Below are 18,476 nucleotides of genomic sequence, written 5' to 3'. Positions count from 1 at the left end.
AAGCTTATTGTGTGATGTAATCATTTATTACATGCCTACAATTATCAGGCCATTTCGGCACTAATTACCCGTTATTATTAGCTTTATTCAATTTGATCGGGGTGAACTTCCGTTTCAAACTGGGGAATGAATGGACCTTCGTCAAGCCCGCCCATGGGAATTTTTCGGCCCAGGTCATACGGAATGTGCCATTTGGGATACATCAGGGGTTGCTCATTATAAAAACTGACACCGCTAATCCGGAAAATAAACTTATCATCCGGGTTTTGAAGGTTTTTCGATATGGTCTCTGTATTTGAAACCATGGCGTATTCATGAATCCTGAGAGGCAGTTCCACACGCTCCTGGAGCCATTTTTCGAAATTTTCCTCGGCAATGGGCCGAGGCTTCCATTTATCGGCGTCAGTAACATAGGTTCCTGAACCCCGGATACTGTAAACCAAATTCTCTTCAATCAGCATCCCCAGCGCCTTGCGTACGGTCAGCCGAGAGACATCATACTTTTCGGCCATCTGATTCTCAGTCGGGAGCTTGGCGCCGGGAGTCAACTCATGCGTAAGAATTTGATTTTTTATAATATTTGCAATTTGAAAATAAACGGCTATGGGGATATCTTTGACCACCATCATCATTAATTTCCTTTACGGCATATATCTCGCTAATTGTCCTGTCAGACAGAGGAAACACCGCCCCTGCCAATCCTTGCCAGATTTATTTATGAACTTGTTTAAGGATTATATCATTTTCTTTCAGGGTAAGTGAAGTGATGTGGTTCGAGGGTTCAATGATGAGTGTTGGCGCCATCGTTAGTAAAGAACCCCGTGCTCCCGCACGGGATATCCAGGGTTATTTTTTCATGAAGACAGGCCCTGAAATTTATAACCGGTCTTTCATATGTCAATAAAGGCCAGGGCTACTATGAACGCGCTTATAAACAACGGGTCAGATATAATTTAAAAAAACGTGCAAATTCAATGGGTTTCATGCTATTAAATCCTGAAACAGGAGAAATAGTTTCTTAGAAGTGCAGCGAATCTCGATTTTGATACTCTAGTATTCATTCAAACATATTTTTGACAACCACTATAATCTTTGACCTGCTTGTTTTTCTCCGTCGAGAATCTTTTTTCAATACACGATAACGATCCCGGCCAGGTTCCCTTTTGGAATGTCTTCCGGTCTGGCATTGCTTCCAATGGGATAGATGTCCCATCCCTGGGACGCGACCATTTTGTAAACGTCAATACCAACCGCTTCCATGGAGGGCCTGGCTCTTAAAGAAAACTTGCATCTCCGTCCTTCCAGGGCCTGGCAGCTTTTTTCCAAGGCGCAAAAGGTGTGCCGGCATGATCCGGCCGCAAAGCCGAAGGCCAGATAATTACCATCATAAAAGGCCATGGATTCGATCTCGGTGACGATCTTGAAAACTTCCTGGAAGGCCTTTACCCGCTCCTTGATAGTGCTTTTGTCTCTGACAATGACGCGGGGAGGAATCTCTTTAATAAAGAATACGGCCCACTTGTATTTTTTCAGGTATTCTCTGAGCTGGGCCGGTTTCAGGGTATGGGGAGGGCAGTGAACGCTCGTGCCGTATCCGAAACATCTGGGTACCTGACATTTCAGGGTAACGCGCTCGTCCACCGGTATCTCCTCCCGGCTCACGATAACCGCCTGGCTCGCTCCTAATTCAAGGGCCTTTTTTCGATATTTTTCAAGGTTCTGGTAAAGCTCGGCCTCACCCTGATCCAGCCTGATTTTCTGTATCTTTTTCTCCATGAATTCTCCTTAAAACTTTAATGCAAGACCTGTATTAAAAAAGATATATAAAACAGGGCGTGGAATCAATTCCTTTTGTTCATAAAACAGGTTCTTTGCATTGCATCCTTAAAAAAATCATCATTATTTTTTCTTCAAGCCCTTTCCGGTAATGCTGACCGGCCTCGCCTCCGGAAAAATCATGCCTCAAATTTCTTTCGGTTAATTTCTGTGAAAAATTTTTATTTTTCTTAAATATTAAAGAGTTATATCCTTAGGCAGGGTAAACAGTCTGATGAGCCGCCGCCATTGGAGTTATGTTTTAACAAAAGGGGCGAGAACTTGCCTCAAGACCGAGGCAGCCCCGATTATTGAGTGAATGTGCAACGGGAACCAAAGATGGTTCAGGAGAAAAAAAAGCGGATTCTAGTCGTAGATGACGCCCCCACAATCCGGTATCTGATGACGCAGCGTCTTGAAGAGCTGGGTTATGAAGTCAGGGCGGTTGAAGGCGGACAAGAGGCCCTGGAAATGCTCCAACCAGAAACCGGGGAGCCTTTTGACCTGATCCTGCTTGACCAGCTCATGCCCGGCCTAGATGGCATGGCCACCTTCGAGCTGATGGGAAAGCTGTTTGAAAAACCGCCGCCGGTTATTATGTTCACGGCCCACGGGAGTATCCATCTGGCGGTGGAGTTTATGAAGATCGGCGGGTCTGGTTTTGTTCAAAAGCCGGTTGATTTTGACGTGTTGGACCTGGAGTTGAAGCGGGCTTTGGAAAAGATAAAGCTTAAGCAGCAGCGAGACGAGGCCTTGACCGCCAAGCGCGTCGCGCAGGAGGCCGAGGTGCTCGTGGCTTCCGCTAGCCGCGGCTTTGATGAACCCCTCACTTCCATCCAGGGGTATGCCGACATCCTTTTGCAGACATCCGAAAGGGCGGACCGGGATGCGCTGACTGGAAAGATCCTTGAATCCGCGGCTCAGTTGAAAAAGGCGGTGGATGCTGTTATCGAGGCGGCGTTACTGGGAAGCGGGGCAATGAAAATAAGGGTTGAAAACGTATCGCTTGAGGAAATCACACCCCTTATCCTTCCAGAGGTCGAACGAAAGGCCGGTGCGAAGGGCTTAAGGATGAGGCGCGAGATTCAGGCGGGACTGCCAGCTTTTCAGGCAAATCGAGATGAATTGAAGCGCATCTTGAGGCATCTCCTGGAAAACGCCGTCAAGTTTACCGGAAAGGGCGGTATAACCTTTCAAGCCGAAGAAGAAGACGAAAAGATCATTCTTTCCGTCATTGATACAGGGATTGGCATTGAGGAGAGGCACCTGCCAACTCTTTTTGACGGGCTCCGGTCCGGGGGTATCGGCGGGCCTGGCCTTTGTATCAATCGAATGCTGGTGGAATTGATGGGGGGAGAGATTGAGGTTGAAAGTGAGTTTGGCCGGGGAACAAAATTCACCCTAAAGCTCAAGAAGGCAGTCCAGCCGAATCAAACACCGGCCAAAGACCGGCCCGGGGGTTGAAGGCTGGAAAAAGAAAGGGCCTCCGCTCCCATTAATACAAAGCCCTTCTTGACACCGAACAAACAGCCCGCATATAATTACCACTTAAAATAGGCAGCCGTCTGCTGCCTGATATATTTCTTGATTATTACAGGCCAAGAGGAGCTTTTTAATAAAGCATGGATCTCAATGATATCTTTAAACGCCGTACGCGTTCACCGCTTCGGCCCCGCTCCGGGGACATAATTCAGCATATTTTCTCCAACTTCAGGCGGCACCCCCCGCATCGGGGTTCACTTGTTCTGGGTGAAGTTGATCAGTGGGACAAGCACATCTATATCATCGGTCAACAAAAGCCCAAACCCGAAGACTTCCGCACGACCAAGGACCTGGAAAAGTTAAATTATGGGATGTTGACCGCGACGGAGCATTCTCACACTCTCCATTTTATTAAGGAGGCTCAGGCTCAAAAGCTGAACAACGCCATCCTGGTTACCTTTATAGATACCTATGGAGCGGACATCTCCATGGAGTCGGCCCGAGATTTTCAGGCCTTTTTTATTTCCCATCTCATCAGGGCTTTTCTCAGACTCACCATGCCCAGCATCTCGATCATCCTGGGAGAAGGCGGCAGCGGAGGGGCTTTGGCCATCCAGGTTACCGATCGTCGGGCTCAGCTCGATGACGCCCTTTACGCCACGGCCCCGCCGGAGAGCATGGCGGCCATTATCTTCCGCGATGCGACCAAGATCAAGGAGGCTTTGGAAATCCTTAAACCTTCAGCTCCGGAGCTCCGGAAACTAGGTGTTATAGACCATATTATCGCTTCACCCAAAGACGTGTCAGATGTAGCCGGCTTTTCTCGCAATATCTCCACTTATCTCGAACGAACGATAAAGGAACTCTCAAAGGTCAAGATAGAACGCCTCGTTAGGGAACGTCGGACTCGAGCCCGATCCTACGGGCTTCCCAGCGGTAAGACCTTCAACCTCATGAAGTTCCTGTTGCCCACCCCGCTCAAGAAAAGGAGGGAAGAACCCACCCCGGACTTGAAAATCTTCACTTATGAGGATGTCTTCATCCAGGTTAAGCCCGACTATGGCAACGGCCTGCACCTGGAACCGAATCAGGAATATATCAAGTGTGGTGAAACCAGTACAAAGTCCGCCCAGACAGAAGGCTGTGGCAGTGTCATCCCTTTTAAGGAATATCAAGACAACTTCAACGTCTGCCCCCATTGCGGGCGAAGCACGGTCATGGGGGCCTTGGGCTGGATCAATTGTCTGACTGATGAAGGCAGCTTCCATGAACTCTACCGGGATCTGACTGCGGATGAACTCCTTGAGGACAGCCTCCTGACCCCGGACTATAAAAAGTTCGTTGACCGGCAGGTCAAGCGGACTCATTTTAAGGAGGCCCTGGTGACCGGCGAGGCCACTGTTTTTGGCAATGAAGTCGTGCTGACTATCTGTGAGTTCAGGTTCTCAGCCGGGTCCATGGGAGTGGTCTTTGGCGAGAAGTTCACGCGTGCTGTTGATTATGCCATTGAGAAACGATATCCGCTGGTGAGCCTGTGCTGTTCCGGTGGCGCCCGCCTTACTGAAGGCATCCTGGCCCTGATGCAGATGGTCAAAACCGTCAATGCCGTCAATCTGCTGAAGGAAAGCGGACTGCCTTACCTCTCCCTCCTGGGCGATCCCGCCACCGGCGGGGCGATTGCCAGCTTTGCCGCCTTGGGTGACGTTATTATCGCCGAACCCGGGGCCTTGATCAGCTTTTCAGGACCGCGCATCTTGGAGTCCAGGGGGTTTCCTGTTGACGAGCAGGCCCTTCGGGCCGAATCGCTTCAAAAGATTTCCAGCTCGGTTTTCGAGAGTCTGGACTACTTTCACGATATTCGCGGTATCCACGAAGTGGTTCCCAGGGGTGAGATGAAGCGTGTCATTTGCAAGTACTTGGAATTCTATAAGAAGTCCTGGAGACACTAGCCTGGGCCGACAATGCCTCAGAATGGCCCATTCTTGATGACAAGCTTTTAAAATTACTCCGGCTCCTTAACAAACTGGTAGCCCAATCCTCTCAGGCTGAGGAAGTGGACCGGTTTTTTGGGGTTGGGTTCAAAGTATGACCGCAGCCTGACCATAAAGGTGTCCACGGTCCGGGTCACCATATCCGGGTGATATCCCCAGACCTCCTCGAGGAGCTGCTTGCGGCTCACGGCCTTGCCTTCATGGTCAATCAGGACCTTGAGCAGATAGGCTTCCTTGACGGTCAAGGTTCGCTCCTGCCCCCCTGCCCCGTAAGCCTTGAACGTGTTGAAGTCAACGCGGTTTTGTCCGAAGCAGTATGGCTCCTCGGGTCTTGGCTCAGCGTACCACGTCAACCGCCGCAGCATCCCCTTGATTCTCAGAAGAAGCTCTTTGAGGTGAAAAGGCTTGGTCAGGTAGTCATCCGCCCCCAGTTCCAGGCCCAGGACACGGTCGCTTTCTTCCAGTTTGGCGGTGAGTATGATCACAGGCAGGCGAGGATACAGTTGGCGGATCTTTTGCAGAACTTCATACCCATTAAGATGGGGCAGGATAAGGTCCAGGACGACCAGGTCGAACCCGCCTTGTTCAACCTGCGCCATGGCCTCCAGACCGTCAGAGGCCAGAATAACCTGATATCCTTCCGCCTCCAGATTGAAGATCAATCCGCGGGCCAGGTTGAGTTCATCCTCAACAAGCAGGATTTGAAATTGGTCACTCATCTTTCTTCTTTCCTGATTTGGTCACCTGAGGCAGGGAGAGTGTAATGGTTAAGCCCTGGCCAAAACCCTCGCTGCTCGCCGTGACCCGGCCGCCCAGAGCACGGATTACATCACGAACAATGAACAGACCCAACCCTGTCCCCTGAACGCCGATCTCACGAATCGTGGGCGAACGATAAAAAACCTTGAAAACTTTCTTGAGTTCCTTGGGTTCGACTCCCATGCCCTGGTCAATAAAATTCAGGTTGACATGATCCTGATCCGCTTCGATCTTAATGAAGAGCCTGAAGTTCCGGTTCGAATACTTGATGGCATTGGTAACGATATTGATCAAGACCATCTCCATGTACTGCTTATCAACCATGACTATCAGGCCGGTTTTTCCGCTTAAGGTGATCGCGTCCCTGTCCCAGCCGTATCTTAGCATCACCTGATTGAAGAAGTCCTGAATAAACTGATAAATGTCCACCGGCGTTGGATCGAGGCTCAGCCTGCCGCGTCTGATCCGGGAGGCCACCAGTATGTTGTCAATCAGGTGTGAGAGTCGTTCCGTTTCCATCAACATGTGGCCGATGAATTCCCGGGCAACCTCTGGCGGCGGATCACGCAGGTTTATGGTTTCAAGGTAGAGCTGAATAGAGGCCAGAGGACTCTTGAGTTCGTGGGTGATGGAGGAGATAAAATCCGCCTGGAGCCGGTTGAACCTGGCTTCGCGGACCTGAGACACGAAGAGAAAGTTGATCCCGAGCAGGATCAAGAGCATGAGCAGTGAACCGCCTACCAGGATCAGCCAGCCCCCGCTGACATCTCTGAGCGCTAATTGCCGGGCTAAGGCTTCAATCCGGAGCTTGTTCTGAATATACCAGACAATCCAGAGGGAGAGAAATAAAAACCAGACCACCTGCAGACTGACAAAAATCAAAACTGGATGAAAAAGCTTCCTGAACATCTTTCTAATAGGAATCGCTCCAGGAGAGGCTGGGTTTTACATTACTTTAACATTCAATCTCGCCTGGTTATGATATTAAATTAAAGGAATCTCTATGAACGCCTGTATTATTTGCAAATTGAGTCTAACATAAAATCAGGAGAAAAACGATGAAAGTTCTTTTAGTTTATCCGCGCATCCCAGACACCTTCTGGAGCTTTTCCCATGTCCTCAGTTTTGTGCGCCGTAAAGCAACCATGCCTCCCCTTGGGCTCATGACCGTCGCGGCCTTATGCCCCGAGGACTGGGAGTTTCGTCTCAAGGATTTAAATGTGACCAGGCTTCAAGACAGCGATATCGAGTGGGCTGATATGGTCTTTATCAGCGCCATGATCATCCAGCAGGAGGGAACTGAGGAGGTCATCCGCCGGGTGAAGGCCATCGGGCGCCCTCTAGTAGCCGGCGGGCCCATGTTTGCCAGCCTGACCGAAGAGTTCGATCACGTGGATCACCTGGTGCTCGGTGAGGCTGAGGAAACCCTGCCTCGCTTTTTAGCGGACCTGGAAAAAGGTCAGCCAGCGCATATTTATTATGCAGAGGGGAAACCGGACTTGAAGGAGACTCCACCGCCCCGCTGGGACCTGATTGAACGGAAACAAGACTATCAGATGATGCCGGTTCAGTTTTCACGGGGCTGTCCCTTTGACTGCGAGTTCTGCGACATCACGCTTCTCTTTGGCCGTAAACCCAGAACCAAGGGAACGGCCCAGATGATAGGTGAACTTGAGGGCCTCTATCAGGCGGGATGGCGAGGGTCCGTCTTTATGGTTGACGACAATTTCATCGGGTCCATGAAAAAGGCCAAGGATTTCCTGGCTGAACTATCCCGCTGGTCTCAAAAACGCGGCGACCCCTTTTCCTATACCACCGAGGCCTCGGTCAATCTGGCCGATGACGAGGAGCTCATGCATCTGATGACTGAAGCAGGCTTTGTAAACGTCTTCCTCGGTCTGGAAACGCCGGAAGAGGAATCCCTGGCCGAATGCGGCAAGAAGCAGAATCAGCACCGGGACCTGATCGCGGCAGTCAGGTGCATCCAAGGCAACGGGCTGCAGGTGCAAGGCGGGTTTATTATCGGCTTTGACAGTGATCCGCCGGATATTTTCGAGCGACAAATTCGTTTCATTCAGGAAAGCGGAGTGGTCACGGCCATGGTCGGGCTGCTCTCCGCTATTCCCGGGACGAGGCTTTACAAGCGCCTCATGAAAGAGGGCCGGATTATCAGCCAGTCGTCAGGCAATAACTGTGAGAGCGGCGCCCTCAATTTCATCCCGACCATGGATAGAGAAAAACTGCTGAACGGATACCGCCGGGTGCTGGAGACCCTCTATGAGCCGCGCGTCTACTATGAAAGAATCAGGATTTTTCTTGAAAGTTATAACCCCAGAAAGAGGCATCGGCTGGATATCAGGATGGTTTACGGCTTGTTCATGGCCCTGTGGCATCTGGGAATTAGAGATCGCCGCTACACCAAACGCTACTTCTGGCGCCTGCTTTTTAACACCTTAACGCGTAAGCCGAGCCTTATTGGGGAAGCCATCACCCACGCTGTTTACGGCCTCCACTTCCGCCGGGTTCTTCTTGACCGGGTTCTTCTTGAACGCTAAGAGCGCAGGTGAGGAGGCCGGAGCCTTGATCCTTGCTTGAGGGAGTTCAGGCATTTTCTGCAAGCCAAGACGGCCGGCCCTTCATCAATTTTCTCATTCTGGCCTTGTGAACGAAATCAGGTTATAATAGGAGCATTAAAAATAACCAGCCGCTGCTGAGCCAGGGTGGTAAAAGATGAAGGATTACTACCAGCTTCTGGGCATTAGTTACAACGCCAAGGCAAATGATATTTCCAGGGCCTACCGCAACCTGGCCCTGCGCCATCATCCGGACGTAAGCACCGGGAACGGGGAAAGGATGCGTGAGATTAATGAGGCTTACGCCATCCTGTCCGATCCGGCCCGCCGATTGACTTACGACCGGGAGACCCTGGGAGTTGCCAGGTCTTTGGAGCTGGATTCGTGCCTCAGCCCCTGGTTCAATCCCGGCCGGCGGAGCCACTTGAAGGCCATGCTCCTCAATCGCAGGGCTGGACTTCGGCAGGTGCCTTTCTTAATGGAGACCATTGCCCGGCACAACGATCCTGAGTTATGTTTTGCCATCAAGGATCTCCTGGTCTGCTACGGCCATGAGGCCGCGGTTCACCTCCAGGCTTACTTGACCCATTCCCATGAGCGGGTCAGGTATTTTGTCCTGCTGGCCATAAATGAAATAGGTTACCGGCCGCCCAGGCACCGGCTCATCACCCTGCTTCAGGACCCCTCGGCCAGGATTCGTATTGAGGTCATACATGCCTTGGCCGCTTCAAAGGCCCAGGGAGCCGTCCCTCATCTAAAGGAGGTTCTGTCAGACGAGGTCATGAGCGTACGTCTGGCTGTGATCGAGGCCCTCGAAGGATTGGGCGGCTCGCTTGCGGCTGAGGCCGTTACTTCAGGATTACGCGACAGCGAAGCCCGAATCAGAAAGACGGCCGCCACGGCCCTCGGACGTCTCGGACAGATGGAATCCATCGTTTATCTGCGGGAAGCCCTCAATGATACCAACCCATATGTCTGTCGGGCGGCACGCCATGCCATACGGCGCCTGCGCCATAAGCCGCACAACCCCTGACCGGCCTAAACAAGTCTTTGCCATGACTGTTTCGAGTGCTTGATGGCAAATGGCGGCGGTCCGGCTGCTGACAAGGATTTTTTACTTCTTAAATCGGATGGAGGATACGCATGGAAGAACTGGTCGAGCTGTTAAGCGACCCTGATACGGTTCTGAGGGGATACATTGCACTGGTCGGGGCCAAGATTGTGGGACATAAATGCATGGGTAAAGACCGGACTTTGGCCCTGAGTTTTAATCACAATGAAAAAGCCCATAAGAGCGAAGATGTCCTCTGGTGTTTACTGGAAAAAGAAAGAAATAAGGCCCCCTGCCTCTATCCTGTGGTGTCTGAAGCTGAAGATAATGGAGTTTAATTGAAGTCAGTCTGCCTCGGGTCAAAAAAGTTTAAGCATGATGAGGCAGTAAGCCATGAGATGAATACAGGCGCCCTGTCTCCAAGTAAAAATTTCTCAAACCATTTGGCTCTGGCTGAACCGGCAGACATCGCCGACGGAATGGTGGAGAGGTGGAGACCGCATTGCCCGGTTTAAACTAGCCGCTATCTAATGCCAGCCCATCCTGAACAGCGTTTTTCTTCCTTTTTCGAGGGGTTTCATTCACGGGACCAACAGCGTGCGCACAATTCCCACAGTGATGAAGCCGATCTTTAGCCGCACTTTCATATACTGGATGTCCGAGAATACCGGCCCTGCGAGGCGTATGATTAGCCGCCCTGGCCATTTCACGATTGCGGCGGCAGGTTTTACTTGTAATCCTGGCCTTCAGAGATTCACAGTAAAAAGTCTCGTTGTTTGCCAGCCATTCTTCAGGGTCTAAGGTTTGAATTTGGCCGGCGGTCCCGTTTCCGCCGTCGTTATCTTTAGGCGACAGCAGCCAGCCCCAGTTCTTACCACTCAAGATTCGAGTGATCGTCGCCTTTCCGACCCCAAATTCACTGGCCAAGGCGCGGTGTGAGGATTCGCCTTCACGATATTTTTTTCGAATAGCAAGGACCTGGTTTTCAGTCAGTTTTGATGTTGGATTCAGAGACCCCTTGCGGGCGTTGTTTCCTTTTTTCTTAATCATCATGGCACCCTTCGCCAAGTTTATTAAGTCATCCTGGACGGCCCAGAGTAAAAGATTGGAAGGAGCAGCGCCGAATACTTTACCAATTAAAACTCATTGCTTCGCAAATATCTGAGTGAGGCAGTTCTAGTCTCGCCCAAAAACATTCTTTTATATATCTCAAAAATAGAATTTGTCAACTTATTAAATAAGTTGTGTGTTACGAAGCAAGAACAGGCAAAAGAAAAAATAATGACGGACTGCTGAAAACTCAGTTTGCACCGCTCTTCTAGACCTTGGGATCAAACTGCGGCGTCACTGGAGGCACTGAAAATACTTGACAAGCCCAAACCCCTTCTTTACCCTTAAAAAGCTAAAAACCCCTCAATATTTTAATTTAAAGGAGACAGAAACATGGCCGAAATGAAAGAAGTTGTGGTCGTTGACGCCGTTCGGAGCGCCATTGGAAAGTCTGGGCGGAAGGGCATGGAAAAGGGTGGTCAGCTTATCCAGGCTTCATCGCAGGACCTTTTAGCAGCGGTAATGCGCGGCCTTTTGGATCGAGTCAAGGCAAAATATCCCAAATTCGATGAGCGGGATATCGAGGATGTCATCGTGGGCTGCCTGAGCCAGGTCGGTGACCAGGGGGGGAATGTAGCCCGAATAGCCTCTCTGCTGGCCGGGATTCCTTATGAAGCCTCAGCCTGTACCGTAAATCAGTATTGTAACGCCGGACTGAAGACCATCAACTTTGCTTCCCGGGCCATCAAGTGCGGTGACGGCGATGTCTTTCTTTGCGCTGGCGTGGAGATTATGTCCCATTATGGCATGGGCTCAGACATACAGGTGGGCCTGACGGCGGGCTTACCGGTGCGGTTGAGCAGCCGTATGCAGGAAACCGGCATGACCGTGCCTCAAGGTTTGTGTGCCGAGATAATCTCTGACAAATACGGCCATACGCGTGAGGACCTGGATCGGTTCGGCATGTGGAGCATGAAAAAGGCGGTCGAGGCCCAAAGGAAGGACTGGTTTACCGATCATATCATTCCTTTTGAATTCACCTATGAGGACCAGAATTACCGGGTGGAAAAAGATGAGGTACTGCGGCCTAAGGTCCTAGATGACCCTGAAGGCTTCTATGAAGATTTAGGAAAGCTGAAACCTCCTTTTAAACCGGAGGGCGGCATGGTAACCGCTGGTAATTCCTCCCAGATTGTGGACGGAGCCGGGGCGGTCCTCTTGATGAGTGCGGACAAGGCTGAAGAATTGGAAATCGAGCCCTTGTGCAAGGTCACAGGTATGGCTTCGGCCGGAGGAGAACCGGTGCCCATGCTTCTGGCCCCGATCCCGGCCACGCAGAAGGCCCTGAAACGCGCGGGCAAGACTATAGATGACATGGATATCATTGAACCCAATGAGGCCTTTGCCAGCCCCTTACTGGTCTTTGCCAAAGACCTTGGATACGACGTTCACGATCCCCGCGTCAATCCCACCGGAGGAGCCATCGCCCTCGGCCATCCCATTGGCGCCACCGGTGCTGTTTACTTTACCGAAATGGTTCATCACCTCAACAGAATAAATGGCAGGGCTGGTGTGCAGCTCATGTGCGGCGGGGGCGGCATCGGTATCGCCACCGTTATCGAGGCCGTGTAAGTCTCACATAATTTTTAAAATAAAGGCGTGGCCAAGAACCACGCCTTTTTTGTCTCCTCGAACCACGATTGAAGGTTTTATGCGCCTGAGGAGGATAAGCATGGGTATGCCAAAAAAGACTTTTCTATGGGCAGTAATTTTTATCGCGTTCGTCAGTCTGATACTTCTAGAGCGGTTGTCAAAGTTATGTTCCGTTTGGCTTCCTGGTTTCAGAACCTATAGTGGTGACGCCTTCCGTCTTGACACCCTAGTCCCCCTGAAGTACGGTGACCATAAGGTCAAATAGAAATTTTCTTAAGCTCTTTATCCTGATAACGGAGAGAAATCATATTATTAGTAATATAAATTGGTTGAACACGGATTTTGCTTTCCGCCAATAAAAGGATGGAGGTGTTTCATGGTCTGGGAACCCGAAATTGAAGAACTTGAGCAACGCCGGCGTCTGGCACATCAGATGGGCGGACCTGAAAATATAGCGCGCCATCATGCGCGGGGGAAACTGACCGTGCGTGAACGAATCGCCTTGTTGGCTGATCCTGGATCGTTTGAAGAGATCGGCGCGCTCACAGGCAGCGCGACCTATGAAGGGAATAAGTTGACGTCTTTCACCCCGGCCAACACTGTGATCGGTTTTTGCAGCGTCAACGGACGCCGTGTGCTCGTGAATGGCGGAGATTTCACCGTGCGCGGCGGGGCGGCTGATGCGGCCGTGGCCCATAAAGGGCTTTTTTCCGAAAAGCTGGCCCTGGAATGGCGCGTGCCTTACATACGCCTCCTCGACGCCACCGGAGGCAGCGTACGCACCTTTGAACAGATCGGGCATACGTATATCCCGGACAACCCGGGCGGAGCTCTCTCAACCCAACTCCTGCAGATCGCGCCTGTGGTCTCCGCTGTCATGGGTTCCGTGGCCGGGCTTCCTGCAGTGCATGCCTGCATGGCTCATTTTAATCTCATGATCAAAGGCACCAGCCAGGTCTTTGTGGCCGGTCCGCCCGTGGTCAAGGCGGGCCTGGGTGAGGAGATCACCAAGGAGAAACTGGGCAATGAAAAAATCCAGGCTTATGAGAGCGGCGTTATCAATAATGTCGCTGAAAACGAAGAGGAAGCATTTCAGATCATCAAACGGTTTTTAAGCTACATGCCGGCCAATATCTGGGAAATGCCGCCCTATGTCGAACCCGCGGATGACCCCAATCGCCGTGACGAGGAGTTACTTTCCGTGATACCTCGGGAGAGCAGAAAGACTTACGATCCCTATGAAATCCTGAACCGGGTTCTTGATCATGATTCCATCTTTGAAATCGCACCCTTCTATGGCCGGTCGCGCATCACGACCCTGGCACGCGTTAATGGCTACCCGGTCGGGGCAATGATAAATAATCCCAACTTCCTGGGAGGATCAATGGACGTGGCGGCCGGAGAAAAGACGGCTCGCTTCATTGATATGTGCGATCTGTTTCACCTGCCTCTCGTCTATTTCGCGGACGAGCCGGGGTTCATGGTCGGCCTCAAGTCCGAGAAGCAGGGGATTGTGCGGGCCGGAGCCAGAATTGTGTCCACCTTATGCAGCAGCAGGGTTCCTTATATCACATTTATCATCCGCCAGCTCTATGGTGTGGCCGGCGGCCTCCATCAGCGAACCGATGGCATGTACAAACGATATTCCTGGCCTTCTGGCAACTGGGGTTCGATGCACATCCAGGGCGGCGCCATGGCCGCTTACCGGCGGGAGATTGAAGCCGCACCCGATCCAGAAGCCAAGCGCAAGGAGATTGAAGCCCGCCTTAACGCCCTGGCCTCACCCTTCAGGACTGCTCAGACTTTCGGGATCGAGGACATCATTGATCCGCGAGAGACGCGGCCGCTGCTCTGCCGTTTCATCGAAGCGGCCCAGGAAGTTTTAAAGACGCAGCTCGGTCCCAGCATTGGCATCAAATACCGGCCTTAGCCGCCTGAGGTGACTCATCCAGGTCATCATCAAGCCTTTCAAAAATATAGCGCTGACCACGAAAAGGTAAGAGGCTTGAAACTGTAAGCGGTATTATCTCGTGAGACCCGATAATCAGAAAGCCGCCCGGAGCCAGTCTGCCAATCACAGCCTGTAAGGCCGGGATTTTCAGGGTATCCTGATAGTAGGTCAGCAGGTTGTTTCTCAGGAAGATGACATCAAAAATGGTCTGAGGAGGGTCGGACAGGAGATTGTGCGCCTTCCACGTCACGTTATTCTTTAGAAACGAAGCCACCCTGTAAAGATTTCCTCGAGCCTGATGTTCAAAATACAAGGCCAGCCATTCTTCCGGCGCCTCTTTCAGGCTGCTTTTCGGATAAATCCCGGTACGGGCCCTGTCCAGGTAAGCCGGGTTTAGATCGGTTGCCAGAATTTCATGGTCAGGTATATGACCGTACCGATCTTTTAAGAGATTTAATAAAATCTTGAAGCTGTAAACCTCTTCTCCACAGGCGCAGCCGGCTGACCAGATTTTCACCGTACCTTTCCTTTCAATGACCGCCGGTAAGATTTCATTTTCAAGGATGCGCCATAAATATCGGTCGCGAAAAAAGCGGCTGATGGAAACGGTCATCAGGCGCTCGCACTCTTCCCTTAAATGATGATTTGAACCAAGGGCCTCAAAGTAGGCCTCACTGCTTTGATAACCCCGCTCCTGGATATGACGGCGCAGGCGCTTCTTGACCCCCTTTCTGACCTTGCGAAAGCCTTCCCAGGATAGACCGAGTTGATCTAACAGCTGGCGAAACTGCGCATCATCCATAATCTTTGTGTTTTAATCTTTCTTCAACTGGCGGCAGTAAATGTGTCTCTTGCCTTGTTCATCAAGATTAAAGCATCCCCAGCAGGAGATACAATCCGCAGCCCGGGTGTCGCCTTCCTTCCACCTCTTGATCAGCCCCGGCTCCCGGATCAGCGGCCGGCACATGGAGATACAATCAACCACGCCTGACCGGATGATCTCCTCCATGACCGGCAGGCTTCTCATGCCTCCGACCAGGCTGAGAGGAACCGTGGCTGCGGCCCGAATAACACGGGCGCTAGGAAGGTAGTAGGCCTCCTTTTCCGGTGAGGTAATTCCGGCAAATTTATTCCGAAACGCGGCATCCTGAATTCCATTGCTTATCTCGATGAAACAGACCCCCTCTTTTTCGAGAGCCTTGGCCACCTCAGCCCCTTCCTCGACGGTCAGGCCAGGGCCTTCTTCAAGGTAGTCGCGCACCCCGAGTTTAATCATAACCGGGAAGTCCTGGCCCACCTCTTTTTTTATGGCCCGGGTGACTTCAATGACGAATCTCATACGATTTTCAAGGCTGCCGCCCCATTTGTCATTGCGCCGGTTGCTGACAGGAGATAGAAACTGGGAGACAAGATAGCCGTGCGCCCCGTGGATCTGCACCCCGTCGAAACCGGCCTCCTGGACCCGGCGGGCCGCCTGTCCGAAGGCCTCGATGATGTTCTCAATATCCTCCTCATTCATCTCCCGGGCTTTCTTGCCATAATCAGGCATCCTGTCCACCAGGGAGACGGCCAGGTAATCACCGCCGGTGCGAGCCGTCGTCTCTGACGCGGCCCCGCAGTGCGCAATCTGCATGGCCACCCGGCCGCCGGCCTCATGGATCGCTCCGGTCATCTTTTGAAATCCGGGGATGTGATCGTCGTCCTGGATGCCGTTCATGTCGGGAAAGGACTGCCCGCTCTTCAGGACGTAGGCGTAGCCGGTCATGATGAGGCCGACCTCATTGGCCGCCAGTGTTTTCAGCAGGTCAATGCTGGCCTGGCCGATAAAGCCGTCCGCGTCGCTTAAGGCGTAGTAGGTCGCCGAACGAACGAAGCGGTTCTTTATTTCGAGGGTGCCAATCTTAACTGGTTCAAAAAGAACGGACATGGTTGCCTCCTTGTCTGGTGGATTCCTCAGTTTTTCTTTTTAATGGCTTGGTTGATAAAATCACGGATACGACGGTTGGCCTGGCGGGCGATTTCAAGCGGAAAGGCGTTAAAGGCGTGGACCCCGCCAGGATAAACAATTAGCTCGGACCGGCTGCCTGCGGCCAGCCAGCGCGCATGCATGAAAAGAGAGTCGTCCAGAAGCGGGTCCAGGGTTCCGACCGTAAATAACGCAGGCGGCATTCCGGCAAGATCGGCGTAAAGCGGCGAGACGTTAGGGTCGCGCCGTTTTGCGGCTGGAACGTAATTATCGTGAAACCATTCCATCAATTTACTGGTTAGAATCAGGTTTCTTTCACCCCAGTTAAGCGCGCTTGGGGTCGAGGAAAGGTCGTAGGCCCCGTAAACGAGGTTGGCCCCGCAAAAGCCGGTAAATCCATGCCGATCCCGCATCCGGACAAGGGTGATTGCCGAAAGGTTGGCCCCGGCAGACTCGCCGCCGATAAGGAGCCTGTCCGAGCCAAACTCTGATTTCGCCCTTTCCGCGAGCCAGACGGCCGCGGCTTCGCAGTCGTCCGCACCGGCCGGATATGGGTTTTCCGGAGCGAGCCGGTAGTCCACGCTGATCACAGCCACACAGCATCTCTTGGCTATCTCGGCGTGGGCCTCATCATTATGATATGCCCGGCCGAGCATAAATCCGCCTCCATGGATGTGGAGATAAACCCCGTTCACAGTCTCAGGCGTAAAAACCCGGATGGGGACTTCACCGGCCGGACCGGGCACGACCCGGTCCTCAGCCTCATCCAGACGCTTGATCGGCCCCCAGACACTTTTTCCGGCCTCCCGCAGGTCGCGAATCTCTTGCGGAGCCATGGTATAGGTAGGCGGTGCGGCGGCCAGAATCTTTTCGAGCCTTTCATTGAACTTAGCTGTTTCGGGCGCCACGGCCTCAGGATCGAACGGGCTTGAGTTATTGGTGGTCATTTTAGATATCGTTCCTCCTGATCAAGTGGATTAAATTAAAACTCCCCGGCGCGCGTCTTTTCCGCTGCCTGACGTTCAATAAGCTCCCTGAAACTTCGCGGCGGCTCCTGTAAATCTGACCGCGGCGTCAGGGAAAGAGCCTCGCTCGGGCAGGTCACGACGCAAACCCCGCAGCCAACGCACCGGTCGGTATCAACCCGGGCCACCTCATCCTCCAGGGAAACGGCCTCCATCTGGCAGCGCTCGACGCAGTCGCCGCAGCCCGTGCATTCTTCTTCGTCAACCTGAGCCAGATAATTGCTCGCCACGGCCCTGACAGGCATGGATGAATTCTTCACACTCCTCAGTATGGCGCAGCAGCAGGTGCAGCAGTTACAGATGAAATCAATACGGTCCCGGGTGTTGCTGGAGGTGGCTATCAGGCCCGCCTCCGCGCTCCGCTTCATAACATCATGAGCCTCTTGGTGCGCGATCTCCCGCCCGAAGCCGCGGTCTCTGACAAAGCGGGCAAAGGAGCCAAACTGCAGGCAAACGTCAACAGGATAATCGCACCCGTGATCCAGAAGCCTTTGCTCGTGGCGGCAGTAACAGGTGGACAGGGTAATTGTCTCCGCCATGTCAATATATTTCCTGGCTTCCTCATAGGAAAAGACATCTATTTCAAGGGTAATTGTTTTTTCAATGGGAATGACGCGGGCGAAAGAAATTCCCGGTCCCTGCCTCTGACTCTCCTCACGGGGCGCATGAAAATAATCGTCAAAGAGCCGGGCCAGCTCCTTGGCCCGCGGTGTGACCTCCCCTTTCATGAACTGGAGTTCAAAAATTCCCGGGACCAACTGGATGGTCTTGTACCACTTCTCCCCCTGCCGCTGGCTGCAGTAAATCAGGCCCTTGTCAGCCATGTCATCGAGGAGGGCCGCCATTTTACCAGAATCCTCCCCTAAACGCTCGGCCACCCTGGCCGGAGGCTCGGGGGCCAGAGGGGATAAATTCAAGGCCGCTCTGGCTTCCTCCTCAGTAAAAAGGGACCTGAGGAGCGCGTCCAGTTCGGGACAGTGCCTGCTGCCAAACCCGATGCGGTTAAACAGTTCAGCCAGGTTTTCATACAGGTTCTCCATGATTCACTCCTCCTATGATGGTTTGTCTACTCCAAACTTTTTGTGTAATTTAGTAAGTATCTGTTTTTAAAGGAATCGTGTTCAAGTATCCCTTTCCGTCGGAGCCACCCGTCGCTCACC

General features: G+C 52.3%; 16 protein-coding genes. 7 read left to right on the top strand and 9 right to left on the bottom strand.

All coding sequences use genetic code 11. The features are described from left to right. Positions 1-83: 83 nt before the first annotated feature. Both JRI95_11005 and JRI95_11000 read right to left on the bottom strand, forming a co-directional pair. A complete protein-coding gene (locus tag JRI95_11005) occupies positions 84-632 on the bottom strand; it encodes a GntR family transcriptional regulator (GenBank protein ID MBW2062075.1) in 549 nt (182 codons plus the stop codon). Between the two features lie 496 nt (positions 633-1,128). Then, complete coding sequence (locus JRI95_11000) at positions 1,129-1,776, bottom strand: DUF2284 domain-containing protein (GenBank protein MBW2062074.1); 648 nt, start codon at positions 1,774-1,776, stop codon at positions 1,129-1,131. A 378-nt stretch (positions 1,777-2,154) separates the two neighbouring features. On the opposite strand from JRI95_11000, the gene JRI95_10995 reads away from it, so the two are divergent. Together JRI95_10995 and JRI95_10990 are read left to right on the top strand one after the other, a co-directional pair. After that, a complete protein-coding gene (locus JRI95_10995) occupies positions 2,155-3,279 on the top strand; it encodes a response regulator (GenBank protein MBW2062073.1) in 1,125 nt (374 codons plus the stop codon). Between the two features lie 158 nt (positions 3,280-3,437). Next, positions 3,438-5,246: an acetyl-CoA carboxylase carboxyl transferase subunit alpha/beta gene (locus tag JRI95_10990; GenBank protein ID MBW2062072.1), complete on the top strand. Its 1,809-nt coding sequence runs from the start codon at positions 3,438-3,440 to the stop codon at positions 5,244-5,246. A 53-nt stretch (positions 5,247-5,299) separates the two neighbouring features. Here the strand turns inward: JRI95_10990 and JRI95_10985 are convergent, their stop codons facing one another. Together JRI95_10985 and JRI95_10980 are read right to left on the bottom strand one after the other, a co-directional pair. Beyond that, the gene (locus JRI95_10985; GenBank protein MBW2062071.1) at positions 5,300-6,007 is read right to left on the bottom strand and encodes a response regulator transcription factor; all 708 of its coding nucleotides are present in this window, start codon (positions 6,005-6,007) and stop codon (positions 5,300-5,302) included. Beyond that, positions 6,000-6,956, bottom strand: a complete 957-nt coding sequence (locus JRI95_10980) for a HAMP domain-containing histidine kinase (GenBank protein ID MBW2062070.1) — start codon at positions 6,954-6,956, stop codon at positions 6,000-6,002. Before JRI95_10980 ends, JRI95_10985 begins: the two co-directional genes overlap by 8 nt. 149 nt (positions 6,957-7,105) lie before the next feature. On the opposite strand from JRI95_10980, the gene JRI95_10975 reads away from it, so the two are divergent. The 3 genes from JRI95_10975 (at position 7,106) to JRI95_10965 (ending at position 10,009) form a co-directional block, all read left to right on the top strand. After that, a complete protein-coding gene (locus tag JRI95_10975; GenBank protein MBW2062069.1) occupies positions 7,106-8,602 on the top strand; it encodes a DUF4070 domain-containing protein in 1,497 nt (498 codons plus the stop codon). Positions 8,603-8,777: 175 nt separating this feature from the next. Further along, entirely contained in the window at positions 8,778-9,653 is an 876-nt protein-coding gene (locus JRI95_10970; GenBank protein ID MBW2062068.1) for a HEAT repeat domain-containing protein, read from the top strand. Between the two features lie 110 nt (positions 9,654-9,763). Then, positions 9,764-10,009, top strand: coding sequence for a hypothetical protein (locus JRI95_10965; protein ID MBW2062067.1), 246 nt, complete (start codon positions 9,764-9,766; stop codon positions 10,007-10,009). A 178-nt stretch (positions 10,010-10,187) separates the two neighbouring features. On the opposite strand, the gene JRI95_10960 is transcribed toward JRI95_10965, so the two are convergent. Next, entirely contained in the window at positions 10,188-10,724 is a 537-nt protein-coding gene (locus JRI95_10960) for a hypothetical protein (protein ID MBW2062066.1), read from the bottom strand. Positions 10,725-11,114: 390 nt separating this feature from the next. Between JRI95_10960 and JRI95_10955 the strand changes: the two genes are divergently transcribed. Both JRI95_10955 and JRI95_10950 read left to right on the top strand, forming a co-directional pair. Next, positions 11,115-12,353, top strand: coding sequence for a thiolase family protein (locus JRI95_10955; protein ID MBW2062065.1), 1,239 nt, complete (start codon positions 11,115-11,117; stop codon positions 12,351-12,353). A gap of 397 nt (positions 12,354-12,750) precedes the next feature. Next, positions 12,751-14,304, top strand: coding sequence for a hypothetical protein (locus JRI95_10950; protein MBW2062064.1), 1,554 nt, complete (start codon positions 12,751-12,753; stop codon positions 14,302-14,304). Here the strand turns inward: JRI95_10950 and JRI95_10945 are convergent. The 4 genes from JRI95_10945 to JRI95_10930 are packed head-to-tail and all read right to left on the bottom strand — an operon-like array spanning position 14,288 to position 18,356. Further along, the gene (locus tag JRI95_10945; protein MBW2062063.1) at positions 14,288-15,127 is read right to left on the bottom strand and encodes a hypothetical protein; all 840 of its coding nucleotides are present in this window, start codon (positions 15,125-15,127) and stop codon (positions 14,288-14,290) included. The genes JRI95_10950 and JRI95_10945 overlap by 17 nt on opposite strands. 12 nt (positions 15,128-15,139) lie before the next feature. Next, positions 15,140-16,252: an NADH:flavin oxidoreductase gene (locus tag JRI95_10940; GenBank protein ID MBW2062062.1), complete on the bottom strand. Its 1,113-nt coding sequence runs from the start codon at positions 16,250-16,252 to the stop codon at positions 15,140-15,142. A gap of 26 nt (positions 16,253-16,278) precedes the next feature. Further along, positions 16,279-17,238, bottom strand: coding sequence for an alpha/beta hydrolase (locus JRI95_10935; protein MBW2062061.1), 960 nt, complete (start codon positions 17,236-17,238; stop codon positions 16,279-16,281). A gap of 35 nt (positions 17,239-17,273) precedes the next feature. Beyond that, on the bottom strand, positions 17,274-18,356 hold the full coding sequence (locus JRI95_10930; protein MBW2062060.1) for a 4Fe-4S binding protein: 1,083 nt from the start codon (positions 18,354-18,356) through the stop codon (positions 17,274-17,276). Positions 18,357-18,476 lie beyond the last annotated feature (120 nt).

The organism is Deltaproteobacteria bacterium (genome assembly GCA_019308995.1).
Classification (GTDB): Bacteria; Desulfobacterota; Desulfarculia; order Adiutricales; family JAFDHD01; genus JAFDHD01.
The sequence above is the reverse complement of the archived record's forward strand: the minus strand, read 5'-3'. Positions and strand labels throughout refer to the sequence as shown.